Source organism: Corynebacterium sp. SA-MJD20WY100, from assembly GCF_039822565.1.
GTDB classification, from domain to species: Bacteria; Actinomycetota; Actinomycetes; order Mycobacteriales; family Mycobacteriaceae; genus Corynebacterium; species Corynebacterium phoceense_A.
The window spans coordinates 75753-92275 of record NZ_JBCJKS010000006.1; the positions used below are offsets into that span (position 1 = coordinate 75753).

Consider the following 16523-nt stretch of genomic DNA (forward strand, 5'->3'; position numbering starts at 1 on the left):
ATAGGACTAAAAAAGAACCGCGGTAGAACCGCGGTGTACGTTTACTTGTTGTCCGCCTTGCGGGCGGCCTTGCGCAGGGCTGTGAGATCGACTGCGGGGCCGGCGGCTTCCTTTGCCTTTTCGTTCTGGTCGAAGAGGAATGCGGCGCGGGCGCCCATGTTGGCGCCGACGGAGACGGCGAGTACGGCGATGATGAAGCCGAGCGCGGGGATGATCCACATCCACCCGTGGGCGATGAGCGCGACGAGGCCACCGAAGAGGAGTGCGACGCCACCGAGGATCCATACTGGGCCGGCGACGGAGTGGGCGAACTCCCATGCCTCGCGCGACTTGCGAGCTTCCTCGACACGGAGTCCGATGACGTTATTGCCCGGTAGCTTGCGGGCAGCAGCGAGGCCGCCGATGACGACGAGCGCCACGGCGAGAATAAGGAGAATGACTCCGAGTGCAACCATGGGCTCCATTTTAAACGGTGCCTCCCCCGCGGCCGTAATTGTCCCACCGGGCACGCTTGCCGCATATGTATTCATTATTCCCATGGGTGTGCGGTAACCTCAATGAGTATGTCGACCAATAGAAATTCGGCCGACCTGCTTCACTCCCTCGTGAGGCCGTGCTGCGCTGTGGCTGGTCGCTCGGGGGATGCGGAGTAGCCTCCCACCACAGGCTCCCTTTATCTTTGTGAAAGTACTGCTATGAACCTCAAGAGCATTGCGAATAGTCTTCTCTTCAAGATTATTGTCGCCATCATCCTGGGCGTTATCGTCAGCTTCTTCGCGCCGGTGTGGCTCGGCCGCATCTTCGCTACCTTCAACGGGCTCTTCGGTAACTTCCTTAACTTCTTTATTCCTGTCCTCATCTTCGCGCTCGTCGCGCCCGCCATCGCGGGTCTCGGCCGCGGCGCGGGTAAGTGGCTGGGTATCACCGCGGGCATTGCGTATGGCTCCACCATTCTCTCTGGTGCGATTGCCTACGGCCTATCGTTGGCCCTCTACCCCACCTTGCTGGCTGGTCAGTCCATCAATACGAACGTCTCCGACATCGACGAGGGCGCCTTGGAGCCTTTCTTCACGGTGGAGATGCCCGCGCCCTTCGAGGTCATGACCGCCCTCCTGCTCAGCTTCTGCGTGGGTGTTGCCATGACGACGGTGAAGTCGGACAATCTGTACCGCGTCATCAAGGAAACCGAGAACGTGGTTATCAAGGTCATCTGGGGCTTTGTTATCCCGCTGCTGCCCATTTACATCTTTGGCATGTTCCTGTCCCTGGGCATGAACGGCAACCTAGGCGACGTCCTCGTGGCGTTTACCAAGGTGCTTATCCTCGCCGTCGTGATGACCATCGTGTACCTCGTCTTCCAGTACGTCGTCGCGGGCGCCATCGCGGGCAAGAACCCGTTTACTGCCCTGAAGAACATGGCACCGGCCTACTTTACGGCGTTGGGCACGTCCTCTTCGGCCGCCTCCATTCCGGTGACGCTGGATTCGGCCTTGAAGAATGGCATCAGCAAGCCAGTTGCCGGCTTCGTCATCCCGCTCTGCGCCACCATTCACCTCTCGGGTTCCATGATGAAGCTGACGCTCTACGCGTTTGCCATCGTCTTCCTTACGGGCATGGATGTCTCTGCTGCTTCCGCCTTCGGATTCATCTTCCTGCTGGGCATCATGATGGTCGCCGCCCCGGGCGTCCCTGGCGGTGCCGTCATGGTTGCCGTTGGCCTTCTCCAATCCAACATGGGCTTCGATGATTCCCTCGTCGCGCTCATGATCGCCGCGTATATCGCGATCGACTCCGTGGGTACCGCTGCCAACGTCACGGGTGACGGCGCCATCGCGATGATCGTGGATCGCTTCGCAGGCAAGAAGATCAGCGACGACGAGGCGGAGCGCGCCGCCCTCGCCGCCGCAGGAGAGTAAAAACACGAAGAATGAGGCCCAGCCGAAAAGGCTGGGTCTTTATTCATTCTTGGACACTGTGAGGTGCTATCCAGGCGCGTTTCCACGTGAAAGACGCGACGCATGCGCCGTCCTTCTTCTCTTATGAAGAGACTTTTGAGACGTAAAGAATTGTCGCTCTCTCGTCTTCTCGGGTGGTATGGCTGCGTCGTTGATTGTCAGCCCGCAGGCCGCGGCCGCCCGATACGATAGAAGCCACGAGACATGCGCCGCGCAGGCGACGGAAGATGCTAGAGAACACTGTGAAGCCGAATAATGCTGCCGATGCCCCCAAGGACAACTCCGAGGAGGGTGGCTCCTCGGCAGGAGACATCGTCGCCATTATCGCGTCCTCTCCCTGCGTCCTTAGCGCGTACCCGCCTTCATGGCGGAGACGAACTCCGTCACGTCCTTGGCGAGTGCGTCGAGATCCTCGACGCGCGTCGTGCCCGCTTCCTCGTCGATGGTGACGAGGTGCTTCTCAATGATCTTGGTGAGCGCCGAGCCGGTAATGGCGCCAGCGGCGCCGGCCTTGATGGCCGCAGCGACGTGCTCCGGGGTGGAGATGCCGAAGCCGAGGAGGACCGGCGCGCCGCCGAATCGGGCGACGTTAGCGACGACCTCGTCGAGGCCGAGAGTCTCAGACTCCTTCTCCGTGCCCGTCACGCCGTCACGGGAGATCGCGTAGATGTAGCCCTTCGAGCTGGCGGCGACGCCCTCGAGGGTGTGTTCCGCCGCGCGGGCTGGGGCGATGAAGATCGGATTGATATCCGCCTTCTCTGCGGCGGCGACGAAGGGTGCGCCCTCGCGCACGGGGACATCGGGAAGCAAGATGCTATCCGCGCCAGCGTCCTTGAACTCCGTGTAGAAGCGGTCGAGGCCGCGCGTAAACGGCACGTTGCCGTAAATGAGCATGCCGAGGGGAAGCTCGGGGAACTCCGCGCGGATCTGCGTGATCTGTGCGATGGCGGCATCGACGGTCGCGCCATTGGTGAGCGCGCGGATATGGGAGGCCTGGATGGTCGGGCCGTCTGCGACCGGGTCGGAGAAAGGCACGCCGAGCTCGAGGGCATCGGCACCGCCTGCCACCGCTGCGCGCACAACGGTCAGGGTGGCGTCCGGCGTCGGATCACCGAGCATGATGAACGGGACAAATGCGCCTTCGCCGCGCTGCTTCAGGGTCTCAAAAAGTTGGCTGTAGCGATCCATGGTTAGTCCTCCTTGTAGACGTATTCCGGGTGGGCTTCGAGCGTGCGGCGCACGTGGGCGATGTCCTTGTCGCCGCGACCGGACAGCGAGACGAGGATAGTGATGTCCTCATCCTTGCGCTTGAGCGCGTATGCGAGGGCGTGCGAGGACTCGAGCGCCGGGATGATGCCTTCCTTGCGGGACAGGATCTGGAAGGCCTCGAGGGCCTCCGCGTCCGTGATGCCCACGTACGTGGCGCGGCCAGTCTGGGAGAGGTACGCGTGCTGCGGGCCGACGCCCGGGTAGTCGAGGCCGGCGGAGACGGAATAGGACTCTTCTACTTGGCCGTCGGCATTGCGCATGAGGTAGCTGCGCGCGCCGTGGAGGATGCCGATCGTGCCGTTGTTGATCGTCGCGCCATGCTTGCCGGAGTCGAGGCCCTCTCCCCCGGGCTCGGCGCCGACGAGCTCGACGCCCTCCTCGTCGATGAAGTCCGCAAACATGCCGATGGCGTTCGAGCCGCCGCCCACGCAGGCGACGACGAGGTCCGGCAGGCCGCCGGTGCGCTCAAGCATCTGCGCCTTGGCTTCCTCGGAGATGACGCGGTGGAACTCGCGCACAATGGTCGGGAACGGGTGCGGACCCGCCGCGGTGCCGAGCAGGTAGTGCGACTCGTGGAACGTTGCCGTCCAGTCGCGCAGTGCCTCGTTCACGGCGTCCTTGAGCGTGCCCGAGCCAGAGTCGACCGGAACGACCTTCGCGCCCATGAGCTCCATGCGGTAGACGTTGGGTTGCTGGCGCTCGACGTCCTTGGCGCCCATGTAGATAACGCAGTCGAGGTCGAGCAGCGCGCACGCGAGTGCGGTGGCCGTGCCATGCTGGCCGGCGCCGGTCTCCGCGATGATGCGCGTTTTACCCATGCGCTTGGCAAGCAGTGCCTGGCCAATCACCTGGTTTGTCTTATGCGCGCCGCCGTGGACCAGATCCTCGCGCTTGAGAAAAATACGCGCCTTCCCACCGAGCTTCGTTGCCTCCGTGAGTGGCGTCGGGCGGCCCAGATAATCCTTGAGGTAGCCCTTCAATTCAGCGCGGAACGAAGGGTCGTTCTGCGCGTCGACGAAGGCCTTCTCCAGTTGGTCAAGCGCCGGAATGAGTGACTCGGGGACGTACTGTCCGCCGAACTCGCCGAAGTAGGCTGGCAGCAAAGTCGGTGTTTCACGTGAAACTGTCATGGTGTAATCCTCGTTTAATCCTCTGTGGTTCCGTTGTTAAAAGTTCGAATCTTCGCGAAGGTGCGCGCAATGAGTCCGGTGTCCTTGACGCCCTTCCGGCGTTCGACGCCGGAGTTAATGTCCAACCCCACGGTTCGGACGTGGAGGGCGCGAATCGCATTGTCCGGACCGATTCCGCCCGCGAGCAACGCCTTCTCCTTCACCGTGTCCGGGACCGCCGACCAGTCGAAGGACGTGCCAGTGCCGCCCTTTCCGGAGTCGAGAACGAGCATGTCTACGTCCTCAATGAGCGCGGCCGCAAACTCCGGCCCGCGCGGGTCTGTCATGTCGAGGGCGCGCCACACCTCGCGCTCCCCTGCCGCGGCACGAACGGCGGCAATGAGGGCACGCTCCTCCTCCACCGAATTGTGGAGCGGCGCGTGAATCTGGAAGGCCTCCACACCGTCGAGCGCGAGTTCCTCCCACCCTTCGGTGCGCCGCGAGACGGCGACGTACGCGAGACCTGGCTCGTGTGCGATAATGTCTTCCGCGGTTTCACGTGAAACATGACGCGGTGACCCGGGCTCGAAGATGAGTCCACCGTAGACCGCGCCCGCCGCACGGGCGGCTTGGGCGGCGCTCCATGTGGTGAGGCCGCAGACCTTGTTTTTGCCGTAGACGAGCTCCCGCGCGGCGCGATCGATGTCCGGCGTACCAGTCAACTGCGAGCCGACGAGGAAAGCATTGGCACCGGCGCCGAGCTCACGCACCGTCTGATTGTTGCGGATGCCCGACTCGGAGACGACAACTTTTCCTTCTGGGATGTACTGTGCGAGGCGCGCTGTGCGGCCCAGATCGATGGTGAGGTCGTGGAGGTTGCGGTTGTTGATGCCGATGACGTCGACGCCGAACGCGACCGCGCGGTCGACCTCCTCCTCCGTGATGGCTTCCGTAAGTACATCGAGGCCGAGCTTGTCAGCGAGCGCCTTGAGCTCCGCGTAGGTCTCGTCATCCACGATGGACATCATGAGCAGGATGGCGTCCGCGCCAAAGTAGCGGGCCGCGTAGACCTGGATGGGGTCGATGATGAAGTCCTTGCACAGCACAGGCAGGTGCGTGGAGAGTGCCACCGTTTGCAGGTGGTCATAGTCGCCGCCAAAGCGTTCCGGCTCGCAGAGCACCGAGATGGCGGACGCGTACCGCGAATAGACGCGCGCGATGGCACCGGGCTCGTAGTGCTCGCGAATAAGGCCCAGCGATGGGGACGAGGACTTGCACTCCATGATGAAGCGGTTCGTTCCATTGAGCGCGTCGTAGAACGAACGCTCGGAACGCGGCAAGCTCTCGAGGTCCACGCCCGCGAGGCGCTCGCGGATGGCGGGCAGGTGCGTGCGGCGGGCCGCGACGATACCCTCGAGGACTGTCGGCACACTATTTGGCATAGTTCGCCTCCTCGTGCTTCTTCAACCATGCGGCAACCGTGCCGTCCGCGAGTAGACCCAGGGCCTTCTCCGTGCCCTCCTTGAGAGTCTCGACCTGGCCGTCGAGGTAGAACATTGCGCCTGCCGATGTCGCGATGGCGTCACGGTGGGCCGGGCTTCCGGTTCCCTCGAAGACCGCACGGATGAGCGCCGCGTTCTCCTCTCCCTCGCCACCCACGAGGTCCGCGAGTTCGTGACGCTCGATGCCCAGGTCCTCCGGCTCCTTGGTGTAGTGCGTGATCTCACCGTCACGCAGCTCCCAGAGCTCCGTCGTACCGTGGACGGCGATCTCGTCCGTGCCAGCGCCGTGCGCGACAAGGGCGCGGCTGCGGCCGAGTTCCTGGAAGACCTCGGCGAGGAGCTGGCCTTGTGCCGGGTTGGCGATGCCCATGAGCTGATGCTCTGGGCGGCCCGGGGAGAGCAGCGGGCCCATCGTGTTGAAGAGCGTGGACACGCCTAATGCCTTGCGCACCGGCTGCACGTGCGCGACGGCCGGGTTGTATGCCGGGGCAAAGAGGAACGTGAAGTTCGAGGCCTCGAACTGGCGAACGGCGCGCTCGGGGTCAAGGTCGAGCGGAATGTTGAGCGCCTCGAGCACGTCCGCGGAGCCGGATTTGGAAGAGACCGAACGGTTGCCGTGCTTGATCATCTTCACGCCGCCGGCGGCAGCGATGAGGGAGCCGGCCGTCGTGATGTTAATCGTATTGGCGCCGTCGCCACCCGTGCCAGCGGTGTCCATGAGACCCTCGCCGGTAATCGGGAATGGCCGGCCCGCTTTGAGGAAGGCTTTCGCCGCGCCCGCAACGTCCGCGAAGGTCTCACCGCGCGTGCGAATGCAGGTGAGCAACGCCGCGATGTGGACCTCGTCGTAGTCGCCGACGGTCAACGGAGTGAAGACCTCAATGGCCTCCTCCATTGTCGGCTCCTTGATATCGAGGAAGCGCTGCAGGGTCTTGAGTGAGTCGTGGCTCGTCATGATGTGTGTCCTATCGGTTCGTCGTGTGAGTAGTGAGTTGGTCAATGGCCCGTTCCAGCATGATGGGGCCCTTGGGAGTGAGCACGGATTCGGGGTGGAACTGGACACCCAACGCCATGCCGTCGACAGTCTCCCCCGCCATGACCACGTCGCCGATGCCGGTCTGAGTGGTCGCCAGCGCGCGCATGCCGGAGGGCATGCTCGTGCAGCCCAGCGAGTGATAGCGCGCGACCGGGACCTGCGTGCCCACGTAGTTCGGATTGTCAGGCTCCACGTCGGTGGTGAGCCCCTCGAAGAGTGGGTGCTTCGCCCCCTCTGGCGTGAGCGTCATCGGGAGCGAGACGCCGTGCACCGGGCCGCAGGGTTCGACGGTGCCGCCGTGGTGGTGCAGCAGTGCCTGGAAGCCGAGGCAGATGCCGAACAGCGGTATCGTGCCCAGCACGGTGTCGATGAGTTCCATCATGCAGCCCGCTTCTGTCGGGTGGCCGGGGCCGGGCGACAGGCAGATAATGTCCGGGCGCGCGCCCAGGATCTCGTCCACGGAGACAGTATTACGGAAGACCATGGTGTCGAAGCTGGCGAGCGCGTCGACCAGGTTGTAGACGAAGGAGTCGTGGTTATCGATCAATACGACCTTGGGTGAAGTCATTAGCGCACAACCTCCAGCGTGGCATGATGAGCGGTGGCGATGGCGCTCAAGACCGCGTAGGCCTTGTGAAGCGTCTCATCAGCCTCGGATTGCGGGACGGAGTCGCGCACGACGCCCGCTCCCGCCTGAACCACGGCGGTTCCGTTCTTGACGTAGGCGGAGCGAATGACAATGCAATTGTCCATCGAGCCATCGCCCTTCAAGTACCCCACTGCCCCGCCGTAGGAACCGCGGCGTACCTTCTCCGTCTCACGAATGAGCTCCATCGCGCGCAGCTTGGGCGCGCCGGTGAGCGTGCCCATGTTCATGCACGCGCGGTAGGCGTCGAGGGCGTCGAAGTCCGGGTGCAGCTCCGCCGTCACGCGCGAGACCAAGTGCATGACGCGCGAGTAGCGGTCCACCTGGAGCAGGTCCGCGACGCGACGGGTCCGCGGCACCGCCACGCGGGCCAAATCATTGCGGGCGAGATCCACGAGCATGGTGTGCTCTGCGACCTCTTTGTGGTCGGTGCGCATCTCAAGCTCGTTGCGGATGTCGAGTTCGTCGTTGATGGTGCCGTCTGGGTTGAGGCCGCGCGGGCGCGTGCCGGCGATGGGATAGAGCTGTACCTCGCGCGTCGCCGCCGTGAATTTCAGGTTGGACTCCGGCGAGGCGCCGAAGAGTTCGTAGTCCGCGCCGCGGACGTAGAACATGTACGGTGACGGGTTCGACTCGCGCAGCGCGCGATAGGCCGCGAAGGCATCCGGGCACTCGAGCGAAAATGCGCGCGCCGGCACCACCTGATAGATGTCGCCCGCTGTGACGTTATTTTGTAACTGTGACACAATTGCCCTGAACTCTGAGTCGGGGATCGATGCAGTCGCGGTGACCCGATCGCGGCTCGGCGCGGGCTCCAGATCCTTCCCCGCAGTCTCCGCGAGCGCCGCCAAGTTTGCCGATGCCGCCTCTTCCGTCAGGTCGACCGCATGCAGCGCCGCGGTGCCCCCGAGGTGATCCACCGTGAGGAGAGTCTGTGCGACGACGAATTCGTAATCTGGGTAGTCGTTGGGCCCCTCCCCTACCTTCGGCAGTTGCTCGAAGGTCTCGAGATAGTCATAGGCGAAGCCGCCGCCCAGGAAGGGCAGCATGCCGTCGGAGTATCCCGCATCGAACTGCAAGGCGCGCAACACCGCTGCGGTCGACACGTCTCGCAGACGCTCGCGCTCGTCCACTTTCTCCGAGAGCTCGAAGACGAACGCCTCGCCGTCGAAGTGGTCCGCAAGTTGTTCCTTGAGTCGGCCCAGCATTGCGTCGCCCACTGGCGTTAGGGGCGTAGCAATGACGCGCTGCCCACGGCACGTGACCTTAAGTGCGGCTTGGAGGACGGCGATGCAGTTGACGTTCTTTTTCGACTCGATATCCGCCGCCTCGAGCAGCAGGCTGTCGTGCGCCGTCGCCAGCCGGTGGAAGAGCAGGGACGCGTCCTGCTCATAGGGAATCTCGCGCGTGGCTGTCGCAAGTAGTGGTGGCATTTTCAGTGCCCTTTCGCGGCTAAATAATATCTGTAGCTTGTTCTATTTTGTCAGCTAAAGGTCCGCGCCGCGAGCGTCGGGTGGCTATGAAAACCACGAAAGGCCCGCGTACACGCGAGCCTTAACCTTCTGGGTTGCTTTCAACCGGCCCGCAGTTACGCGCGCCACCACCAGTTCTGGGATTTGTTGGTCAGAAGTTGCATGAGACACACGTTAGCACGGGTTTCCATCGGGTGGGAGATTTTGCCCATAATTTCTTCGCGCGGCGGCGCTCCCTCCTCTGTTGACGAGGTCGCTCTCATTAAAAGTCTTTCGAGAGTTTCACTATGAATCGCCAGATTTTTACTATGAGGCGTCAGATCTTTGCCATGAGGTCGTGAATTATCGCGGGCGGGTCGGCGCACACAGTTGAGGACATGTGCGTTGATCTCGTGAGATGGCAGCCTTTCCCTCATTGCACGTGCGTGTGTAATGAAGGTGCAATGAGGACTCCAGAATGTGACTCACCATCCAACTTACGGAAGGATAGTTGCATTGTGCCGTGTCATGGCGTGGAAGAAATGATCTATGTAACCTCGCGCACATGGACACCCTCGCTGAAAAGTTAGCCCCGCTCCAGGACCAATTTTCTACCGAACTGGCCAACCGCCGCGCCGACGCGGAGGAAGCCTTTGCCCGATTCGAGGCGGCCCATGCCGCCGACCCACGCTTCGACGGACTCAAGCCGTGGCGCGCACCCTATGTCGACGCGTTCGCTCGCGCCGTCGCCCCAGAGATGAGCGTCGAGGACGTCGAGCTCGTGCTCGGCCAGGCCCTCGTGAAGTACTACGACAGTGATTGGCTTGTGGTGGGCGACGATGACGGCAGGCCCGTCTTTGGTGCCTACGCGCCCGGCCGTCGCTTCGCGCACCTGCCGGGGACATACGCGCGCGACGTCGTGAATGGCACACAAGACCGCTACTTCGGACTGCGGTGGACCGAGGACTTCACGTTTCCGGAAGACAACGAGGAGCAACGGGCGGAGCAGCACCGCCACCTCGCGGAGGCGTTCTACTACCTCATCGCGCACCCCGAGGCGACGGTGAAGGAGGCGCTGGAGTCGGTGCAGGGGGCATCGGAAAGCTCGGCGGAGCTTGAGGCCAAGCTCACGGAGCTAGCGGAGGAGCACCTCTAGTGGGACAAATATTGTCATTCGACTGAAAACCTACCGAGCAACAGGTAAATTACGCTTCACACAAACATTTCTCCCGATAGAAAGTCGACATAATGAAGCGTTTCTCTCGTTCTCAGTCCGTCGTGGCGACCCTCGCGGTCACTGCCCTGGCCCTCGTGGGCTGCTCCAGCTCAGAAAGCTCAAGCGGTTCTGATGGCTCCAACTCGTACTCCATCGGCATCGCCCAGCTTGTGCAGCACCCCGCGCTGGACGCGGCATCGGAAGGCTTCAAGGAGGCCTTCGAGGACGCCGGCGTAGAGGTTGACTGGGACGAGCAGAACGCCAACGGCGAGCAGTCCACGGCCGTGTCCATCGCGCAGCAGATGGCGGGCAAGGGCCACGACCTCAACCTCGCCATCGCGACGCCAGCCGCGCAGGCCCTGGCGAACTCCATCAAGGACACCCCGCTGCTCTTCACGGCCGTCACGGACGCCGTCGCCGCGGAACTCGTGGAATCGAACGAGGCGCCGGGCGGCAACGTCACAGGTACCTCGGACATCGCGCCCATCGACAAGCAGGTGGAGCTGCTCAAGGAGCTCGTGCCAGACGCGAAGTCCATCGGCGTTGTCTACGCCTCTGGTGAGGTGAACTCGCAGGTCCAGGTCGATGAGTTGAAGAAGGTCGTCGCACCGATGGGCATCGAGGTGAAGACCCAGACCGTCACCTCTGTCACGGAGATTCCGCAGGCTGCTGAAGCACTGGGCGACGTGGACTCCATCTATGTCCCGACCGACAACATGGTGGTCTCCGGCATCGCGTCCCTAGTGAAGGTCGCGAATGACAAGAAGATTCCGGTCATCGGTGCGGAGGCAGGCACCGTTGAAGGCGGCGCCGTGGCCACCCTGGGCATCGACTACGAGGCGCTGGGCCACCAGACCGGCGAGATGGCGCTGAAGATCCTCCAAGACGGCGGCGACCCGGCCTCCATGCCGGTGGAAACCGCGAAGGAATTCACGTACGTCGTCAACGAGAAGGCGGCGGAGGCCCAGGGTGTTGAGATCCCGGCCGAGATTCTGGATCAGGCTGAGCGAGTATGATCGGCGCGCTTGAACTAGGTCTTCTGTATGCGTTCCTCGCGGTGGGGGTCTACCTCACCTTCCGCGTGCTGGACTTTCCCGATCTGACCGTCGACGGCTCGTTTACGACGGGGGCTTCTACCGCTGCGTTGCTCATTACGCATGACGTTAATCCGTTCTTCGCGGCGGTGTGCGGCTTCGCCGCTGGCTTCCTCGCCGGAACCATCACGGGCCTTCTGCATACGTGGGGCAAGATTGACGGGCTGCTCTCCGGCATTCTCACCATGATTGCGCTGTGGTCCATCAACCTGCGCATCATGGGTAGCGCCAACATTCCGTTGCTGTCCACGGGCTCCATCTTCGATCCGGTGGACGACCTCATGGGCACCTGGGTGGGTGTTGGCCTCCTCGGGGTCACCGCCGCTGTGGTCGTCGCCATTGTCGTGTGGTTCCTCTCCACGGACCTGGGCCTGTCGCTGCGTGCCACGGGCGACAATGAAACTATGGTCGCCTCCTTCGGCGTGTCCACCAACCTCACGAAGACCCTCACGCTGGCGCTGTCCAACGGCCTTGTGGGGCTCGCCGGCGCCATCGTCGCGCAGTACCAGGGCTTCGCGGATATCTCGATGGGTATTGGCCTTATCCTGGTCGGTTTGGCCTCTGTTATCCTGGGCCAGGCCATTATCCCGCAGCGTGGCTTGTGGCTCGTGGTCGGCTCCGTGGCCTTGGGCGCGGTCCTCTACCGCCTCATCATTTTCGCGGCGCTATCCGTAGGTCTCAACCCGAATGACATGAAGCTCATTACCGCGCTCCTCGTCGTGATTGCTTTGCTCGTGCCGAAGCTCGCCGGAGGTGTTAAGTCTCGTGCTTAAGATTCAGGGCATTACCAAGACCTTCTTCCCCGGCACCGTCAACGAACGCCGCGCGCTCGCGGGCATCGATCTGCACCTGGAGCCCGGCGACTTCGTGACCATCATCGGTTCCAACGGCGCGGGCAAGTCGACGCTCCTTAATGCCATCTCCGGCCGCCTGCCCGTCGACGCGGGCACTGTCACCGTCGCTGGTACAGATGTCACCCGCCTTCCCGAGCATAAGCGCGCGAAGGTCGTGGGTCGCGTCTTCCAGGACCCCATGGCGGGTACCGCGCCGAACCTCACTATCGAAGAGAACCTTGCGATGGCCTACCAGCGCGGCAAGTCCCGCGGGCTCGGCCTCGCTTTGAATGGCCGCCGCCGCGCCCTCTTCAAGGAGGAACTGGCCAAGCTGGAGCTCGGTCTGGACAATCGCCTCACGGCTCGCGTCGGTCTGCTCTCCGGCGGCCAGCGCCAGGCGCTCTCGCTGCTCATGGCTGGCTTCACGCAGCCGCAGGTCATGCTCCTCGACGAGCACACCGCCGCACTCGACCCCCAGCGTGCCGAGCTCGTCACCGACCTCACCCGCCGCATCGTCGCTGAAGGCAACCTCACGACGCTCATGGTCACCCACAACATGGCCCAGGCTCTTAGCGTTGGCAACCGCCTCATCATGATGCACGAGGGGCGCATCATCTACTCCGCCGCCGCCGTGACCAAGGCGCAGCTCACCGTGGAAGATCTCATGGCGGAGTTCGCAAAAATCAAGGGCGTCTCTGATCGCACCCTGTTGCAGTAGCTTTCCGATGCCCCTACCCCGGCGTCGTGCCTAGGCTGGGGGCATGAAGAGTGACATCGATACTGCACTGTCCGCCGCCCGGGCGGCGGATAACGGTCGTCACGCCGAGCTCCTCGTCACGGACGGACCCCACGCACGAGCGCCACTCCGTTGCAGCGTCTGAGGACGCGGTCTTTCTGCTCACCACCGTGACGAGCCAGCCGGGCATGGGAAGCCGCGGCGATTAGTCGGGTTCTTTCATTCGCAGGATATAGATGCTCACGCACGTCGCAATGGTGGGCAACAGAATCCACGCGAACATCCTCCCGATGAAGAATGCGGACAACAAAATGCTTGCCCACAGCAGTGGAATTGTCCGTGCCTTGTCTTTGCGGGACATCTGCCCCGAGCGAAAGTTGTGGATATAGGGGCCGAAAATGGGGTGGCTCATGAGCCAGGAATAAAAACGATCGGAGCTGCGCGCGAAGCAGAAGCCCGCGACAAGCAGGAATGGCGTCGTTGGCAGGAGGGGCAGGACGACGCCCACGGCGCCCATCGCAAGGGACACACAGCCGGTGGCCAGCAGGAGTGGTCGAAGCATGAGGGTTACCTTACTAAGCTCGCCCTTTAGATCCAATGTTTCACGTGAAACTCATCAGGTACCCCCATGCGAAGGAAATGCGATCTGGGCACCCACAACCCGCGTAGTGTGGCCTGCATAACCCACCGCAAGAAAGGATCTGACAATGGGAGTAAATGTCTCGGAACTGCTCGCAAAGGTGCCCACGGGTCTCCTTATTAATGGTGAATGGCGCGACGCCGCCTCGGGTGAGACCTTCGAGGTGGAGAACCCCGCCACTGGCGAGGCTCTTGCGACGCTTGCGTCCGCAGGTTCGGATGACGCGATGGCTGCCCTCGATGCCGCCTGTGCCGTCAAGGACGAGTGGGCGCGCACCTCCCCGCGCGAGCGTTCCAACATCCTGCGTCGCGCCTTCGATCTCGTGACGGAGCGCAAGGATGAGTTCGCTGCTCTCATGACTCTGGAGATGGGCAAGCCGCTCGCCGAGGCATACGGCGAGGTTACCTACGGCGCCGAGTATCTGCGCTGGTTCAGTGAGGAGGCCGTCCGCGACTATGGCGCTACCCTGCCGGCGCCGGAGGGCACCATTCAGATGGTCACTCGCCGCAAGCCGGTGGGCCCGTGCCTGCTCATTACCCCGTGGAACTTCCCGCTTGCCATGGCGACCCGCAAGGTAGGCCCGGCCGTGGCTGCTGGCTGCACCATGGTGCTCAAGCCGGCGAAGCTCACGCCGCTCACGTCCCAGTACTTCGCCCAGACCATGATTGAGGCAGGCCTTCCGGCCGGCGTCCTCAATGTCGTCTCCGGCAAGTCTGCATCCGCCATCTCCGAGCCGCTCATGGCAGACTCTCGCCTGCGCAAGGTCTCCTTCACTGGCTCCACCCCGGTGGGCAAGACTCTGCTCAAGGCTGCCGCGGACAACGTGCTGCGCACCTCCATGGAGCTGGGAGGTAACGCGCCGTTCATCGTCTTCGAGGACGCCGACCTGGACCAGGCGGTCGAAGGCGCGATGGGTGCCAAGATGCGCAACATCGGCGAGGCCTGCACCGCGGCCAACCGCTTCATCGTCCACGAGTCCGTCGCCGACGAGTTCGCGAAGAAGTTCGCCGCGAAGATCGGCGAGCTCAAGCTCGGCAACGGCCTCGACGAGGGTGTTACCTGTGGCCCGCTCATCGAAAAGAAGGCTCTCGACAATGTCACCTCGCTCGTGGACGACGCCGTCGAGAAGGGGGCCACCGCGCTCATCGGCGGCAAGCCCGGTGAGGGCGAGGGTTACTTCTACTCTCCGACCGTCCTCACCAACGTCTCCCGCGACGCCCGTGTAGCGCAGGAGGAGATCTTCGGCCCCGTCGCGCCGATCCTCACTTTCTCCACGGAGGCCGAGGCTATCGAGATCGCCAACGACACGGAGTTCGGCCTGGCGTCTTACGTCTACACGGAGACCTCTGACCGCATGTGGCGCCTCGCTGACGGCCTGGAGTTCGGCCTCATGGGCTACAACGCGGGTGTCATCTCCAACGCCGCTGCCCCGTTCGGTGGCGTGAAGCAGTCTGGCATGGGCCGCGAAGGCGGCGCCGAGGGCATCGCCGAGTACACCTCGCTGCAGTACATCGGCGTCCGCAACCCCTACGCCAACGCCTAAGCGCCGCGTAACGATCTATCACCTCCTGGAGATGTAGTATCGTGAGTCACATTTTGACTCACGCTTTCTCCAGGAGGTTTTATGTCTCAGTTCAGCACCTACGCGGATCTGCTCGCTGCCGTCACCACTGACGGCGGGTCACCGGTCCACGACCCGGCGACCGGCGAGCTTATCGGCACCTACACCGTCGGCACCGTCGCGGACCTCGACCACGCCGTTGCGACCGCGCGCGTTGCCCAGAAAGACTTCGCTGCCCTCAAGGATGAGGGGCGGTGCGAGCTCCTGCTCAAAGCTGCCGATGCCGTCGAGGCCGCCGCCGAGCCCCTCGCCGAGCTCCTCTCCCGTGAGCAGGGCAAGCCGCTCAACGGTCCTAACGCCCGCTTTGAGGTAGGTGCCTGCGCCGCGTGGCTGCGTGCCACCGCCTCCTTCGAGTCCCCCGACTACACCGCCGTCGATGACGACATCACCGCGACGGTCCACTACCGTCCCCTCGGCGTCGTGGGTGCCATCGGTCCGTGGAACTGGCCCATGATGATCACCACGTGGCAGTTCGCCCCGGCTCTGCGCATGGGCAACGCCGTCGTCATCAAGCCCTCTGAGTACACCCCGCTCTCCGTTCTCGCCCTCGCCGCCGTGATTAACGACGTCCTGCCGGCGAACCTCCTCCAGGTCGTTACGGGCGACGGCTCCGTAGGCGCCGCTGTGGCCTCCCACCCGGACATCGACAAGATCATGTTCACCGGTTCGACGGCGACCGGTAAGAAGATCGTCGAGTCTTCCGCCGCGAACCTCCAGCGCCTCACCCTCGAGCTCGGCGGCAACGACGCCGGCATCGTTCTCGACGACGCAGACCCAGCCGCCATCGCCGGCGACCTTTTCTGGGGTGCGTTTATCAACACCGGTCAGACCTGCGCCGCCATGAAGCGTCTCTACGTGCCCGAGTCCCTCTACGACGCCGTCTGCGATGCTCTCGTCGAGGTCGCTAAGGCCTCCCCCATGGGCGTCGGCCTCGAGGAAGACAACGTCCTCGGCCCGCTGCAAAACCAACAGCAGTTCGACATCGTTGACCGACTCGTGAAGTCCGCCCAGGACGCCGGCGCCCGCGTTCTGTTGGGCGGCGACCCGGACTACGACGCGCCGGGCTACTTCTACCCCACTACGCTCGTCGCAGATATCGACCCGGACAACCCGCTCGTGATCGAGGAGCAGTTCGGCCCAGCCCTGCCGATTATCAAGTACACCGACCTTGACTGGGCCATCGAGCAGGCCAACAAGCTCGACGTTGGCCTCGGCTCTTCGGTCTGGTCCTCGGACCGCGACCGCGCTCGCGAAGTCGCCGCACGCCTCGAGGCCGGCACCACGTGGATCAACGGCCACGGCGGCGTCGACCCCCGCGTCCCCTTCGGTGGCATCAAGTCCTCCGGCTACGGCGTCGAGTTCGGCACTGAGGGTCTCAAGGGCCTCGCCTACCCGCACATCATCAACGGCTAGCT

At 63.4% G+C, this 16523-nt stretch carries 16 protein-coding genes; 7 read left to right on the forward strand and 9 right to left on the reverse strand.

All coding sequences use genetic code 11. The features are described from left to right. Positions 1-41 precede the first annotated feature (41 nt). Entirely contained in the window at positions 42-455 is a 414-nt protein-coding gene (locus ABJ196_RS04970) for an SdpI family protein (RefSeq protein ID WP_257069108.1), read from the reverse strand. 240 nt (positions 456-695) lie between these two features. Between ABJ196_RS04970 and ABJ196_RS04975 the strand changes: the two genes are divergently transcribed. After that, the gene (locus ABJ196_RS04975; protein ID WP_347305479.1) at positions 696-1916 is read left to right on the forward strand and encodes a dicarboxylate/amino acid:cation symporter; all 1221 of its coding nucleotides are present in this window, start codon (positions 696-698) and stop codon (positions 1914-1916) included. A gap of 384 nt (positions 1917-2300) precedes the next feature. On the opposite strand, the gene trpA is transcribed toward ABJ196_RS04975, so the two are convergent. From trpA to ABJ196_RS05005, 6 genes are read right to left on the reverse strand one after another with little or no spacing between them, the layout of a single operon-like run. Then, positions 2301-3143, reverse strand: coding sequence for a tryptophan synthase subunit alpha (gene trpA / locus ABJ196_RS04980; protein ID WP_347305480.1), 843 nt, complete (start codon positions 3141-3143; stop codon positions 2301-2303). Positions 3144-3145: 2 nt separating this feature from the next. Continuing rightward, positions 3146-4354: a tryptophan synthase subunit beta gene (trpB, locus tag ABJ196_RS04985; protein ID WP_347305481.1), complete on the reverse strand. Its 1209-nt coding sequence runs from the start codon at positions 4352-4354 to the stop codon at positions 3146-3148. 14 nt (positions 4355-4368) lie between these two features. After that, the gene (gene trpCF / locus ABJ196_RS04990) at positions 4369-5775 is read right to left on the reverse strand and encodes a bifunctional indole-3-glycerol-phosphate synthase TrpC/phosphoribosylanthranilate isomerase TrpF (protein ID WP_347305482.1); all 1407 of its coding nucleotides are present in this window, start codon (positions 5773-5775) and stop codon (positions 4369-4371) included. Then, complete coding sequence (gene trpD, locus ABJ196_RS04995) at positions 5765-6790, reverse strand: anthranilate phosphoribosyltransferase (protein WP_347305483.1); 1026 nt, start codon at positions 6788-6790, stop codon at positions 5765-5767. The genes trpCF and trpD overlap by 11 nt, the downstream gene beginning before the upstream one ends. 10 nt (positions 6791-6800) lie before the next feature. Then, on the reverse strand, positions 6801-7439 hold the full coding sequence (locus tag ABJ196_RS05000) for an anthranilate synthase component II (RefSeq protein ID WP_347305484.1): 639 nt from the start codon (positions 7437-7439) through the stop codon (positions 6801-6803). After that, positions 7439-8950 carry an anthranilate synthase component 1 gene (locus ABJ196_RS05005; RefSeq protein ID WP_347305485.1) on the reverse strand — a complete coding sequence of 504 codons (1512 nt, stop codon included), beginning with the start codon at positions 8948-8950 and terminating at the stop codon, positions 7439-7441. The genes ABJ196_RS05000 and ABJ196_RS05005 overlap by 1 nt, the downstream gene beginning before the upstream one ends. Before the next feature lie 583 nt (positions 8951-9533). Here ABJ196_RS05005 and ABJ196_RS05010 point away from each other — a divergent pair. From ABJ196_RS05010 to ABJ196_RS05025, 4 genes are all read left to right on the forward strand, one after another. Beyond that, entirely contained in the window at positions 9534-10124 is a 591-nt protein-coding gene (locus ABJ196_RS05010; RefSeq protein WP_347305486.1) for a hypothetical protein, read from the forward strand. A gap of 92 nt (positions 10125-10216) precedes the next feature. Beyond that, the gene (locus ABJ196_RS05015) at positions 10217-11200 is read left to right on the forward strand and encodes an ABC transporter substrate-binding protein (RefSeq protein WP_347305487.1); all 984 of its coding nucleotides are present in this window, start codon (positions 10217-10219) and stop codon (positions 11198-11200) included. Beyond that, positions 11197-12051, forward strand: coding sequence for an ABC transporter permease (locus ABJ196_RS05020; RefSeq protein ID WP_347305488.1), 855 nt, complete (start codon positions 11197-11199; stop codon positions 12049-12051). Before ABJ196_RS05015 ends, ABJ196_RS05020 begins: the two co-directional genes overlap by 4 nt. Continuing rightward, on the forward strand, positions 12044-12829 hold the full coding sequence (locus ABJ196_RS05025; protein WP_347305489.1) for an ABC transporter ATP-binding protein: 786 nt from the start codon (positions 12044-12046) through the stop codon (positions 12827-12829). The genes ABJ196_RS05020 and ABJ196_RS05025 overlap by 8 nt, the downstream gene beginning before the upstream one ends. 13 nt (positions 12830-12842) lie before the next feature. Here the strand turns inward: ABJ196_RS05025 and ABJ196_RS05030 are convergent, their stop codons facing one another. Next, the gene (locus ABJ196_RS05030) at positions 12843-13037 is read right to left on the reverse strand and encodes a hypothetical protein (RefSeq protein ID WP_347305490.1); all 195 of its coding nucleotides are present in this window, start codon (positions 13035-13037) and stop codon (positions 12843-12845) included. Positions 13038-13052: 15 nt separating this feature from the next. After that, positions 13053-13409, reverse strand: a complete 357-nt coding sequence (locus ABJ196_RS05035) for a YbaN family protein (RefSeq protein WP_347305491.1) — start codon at positions 13407-13409, stop codon at positions 13053-13055. Positions 13410-13554: 145 nt separating this feature from the next. Between ABJ196_RS05035 and ABJ196_RS05040 the strand changes: the two genes are divergently transcribed. Next, complete coding sequence (locus tag ABJ196_RS05040; protein ID WP_347305492.1) at positions 13555-15030, forward strand: NAD-dependent succinate-semialdehyde dehydrogenase; 1476 nt, start codon at positions 13555-13557, stop codon at positions 15028-15030. Between the two features lie 81 nt (positions 15031-15111). Beyond that, a complete protein-coding gene (locus ABJ196_RS05045) occupies positions 15112-16521 on the forward strand; it encodes an aldehyde dehydrogenase family protein (RefSeq protein WP_347305493.1) in 1410 nt (469 codons plus the stop codon). Positions 16522-16523: the final 2 nt, after the last annotated feature.

What these genes read in the sequence shown, in the direction of transcription:
- ABJ196_RS04970 (WP_257069108.1), bottom strand. Translation starts at nt 455, where the DNA reads ATGGTTGCACTCGGAGTCATTCTCCTTATTCTCGCCGTGGCGCTCGTC.
- ABJ196_RS04975 (WP_347305479.1), top strand. Translation starts at nt 696, where the DNA reads ATGAACCTCAAGAGCATTGCGAATAGTCTTCTCTTCAAGATTATTGTC.
- trpA (WP_347305480.1), bottom strand. Translation starts at nt 3,143, where the DNA reads ATGGATCGCTACAGCCAACTTTTTGAGACCCTGAAGCAGCGCGGCGAA.
- trpB (WP_347305481.1), bottom strand. Translation starts at nt 4,354, where the DNA reads ATGACAGTTTCACGTGAAACACCGACTTTGCTGCCAGCCTACTTCGGC.
- trpCF (WP_347305482.1), bottom strand. Translation starts at nt 5,775, where the DNA reads ATGCCAAATAGTGTGCCGACAGTCCTCGAGGGTATCGTCGCGGCCCGC.
- trpD (WP_347305483.1), bottom strand. Translation starts at nt 6,790, where the DNA reads ATGACGAGCCACGACTCACTCAAGACCCTGCAGCGCTTCCTCGATATC.
- ABJ196_RS05000 (WP_347305484.1), bottom strand. Translation starts at nt 7,439, where the DNA reads ATGACTTCACCCAAGGTCGTATTGATCGATAACCACGACTCCTTCGTC.
- ABJ196_RS05005 (WP_347305485.1), bottom strand. Translation starts at nt 8,950, where the DNA reads ATGCCACCACTACTTGCGACAGCCACGCGCGAGATTCCCTATGAGCAG.
- ABJ196_RS05010 (WP_347305486.1), top strand. Translation starts at nt 9,534, where the DNA reads ATGGACACCCTCGCTGAAAAGTTAGCCCCGCTCCAGGACCAATTTTCT.
- ABJ196_RS05015 (WP_347305487.1), top strand. Translation starts at nt 10,217, where the DNA reads ATGAAGCGTTTCTCTCGTTCTCAGTCCGTCGTGGCGACCCTCGCGGTC.
- ABJ196_RS05020 (WP_347305488.1), top strand. Translation starts at nt 11,197, where the DNA reads ATGATCGGCGCGCTTGAACTAGGTCTTCTGTATGCGTTCCTCGCGGTG.
- ABJ196_RS05030 (WP_347305490.1), bottom strand. Translation starts at nt 13,037, where the DNA reads ATGCCCGGCTGGCTCGTCACGGTGGTGAGCAGAAAGACCGCGTCCTCA.
- ABJ196_RS05035 (WP_347305491.1), bottom strand. Translation starts at nt 13,409, where the DNA reads ATGCTTCGACCACTCCTGCTGGCCACCGGCTGTGTGTCCCTTGCGATG.
- ABJ196_RS05040 (WP_347305492.1), top strand. Translation starts at nt 13,555, where the DNA reads ATGGGAGTAAATGTCTCGGAACTGCTCGCAAAGGTGCCCACGGGTCTC.
- ABJ196_RS05045 (WP_347305493.1), top strand. Translation starts at nt 15,112, where the DNA reads ATGTCTCAGTTCAGCACCTACGCGGATCTGCTCGCTGCCGTCACCACT.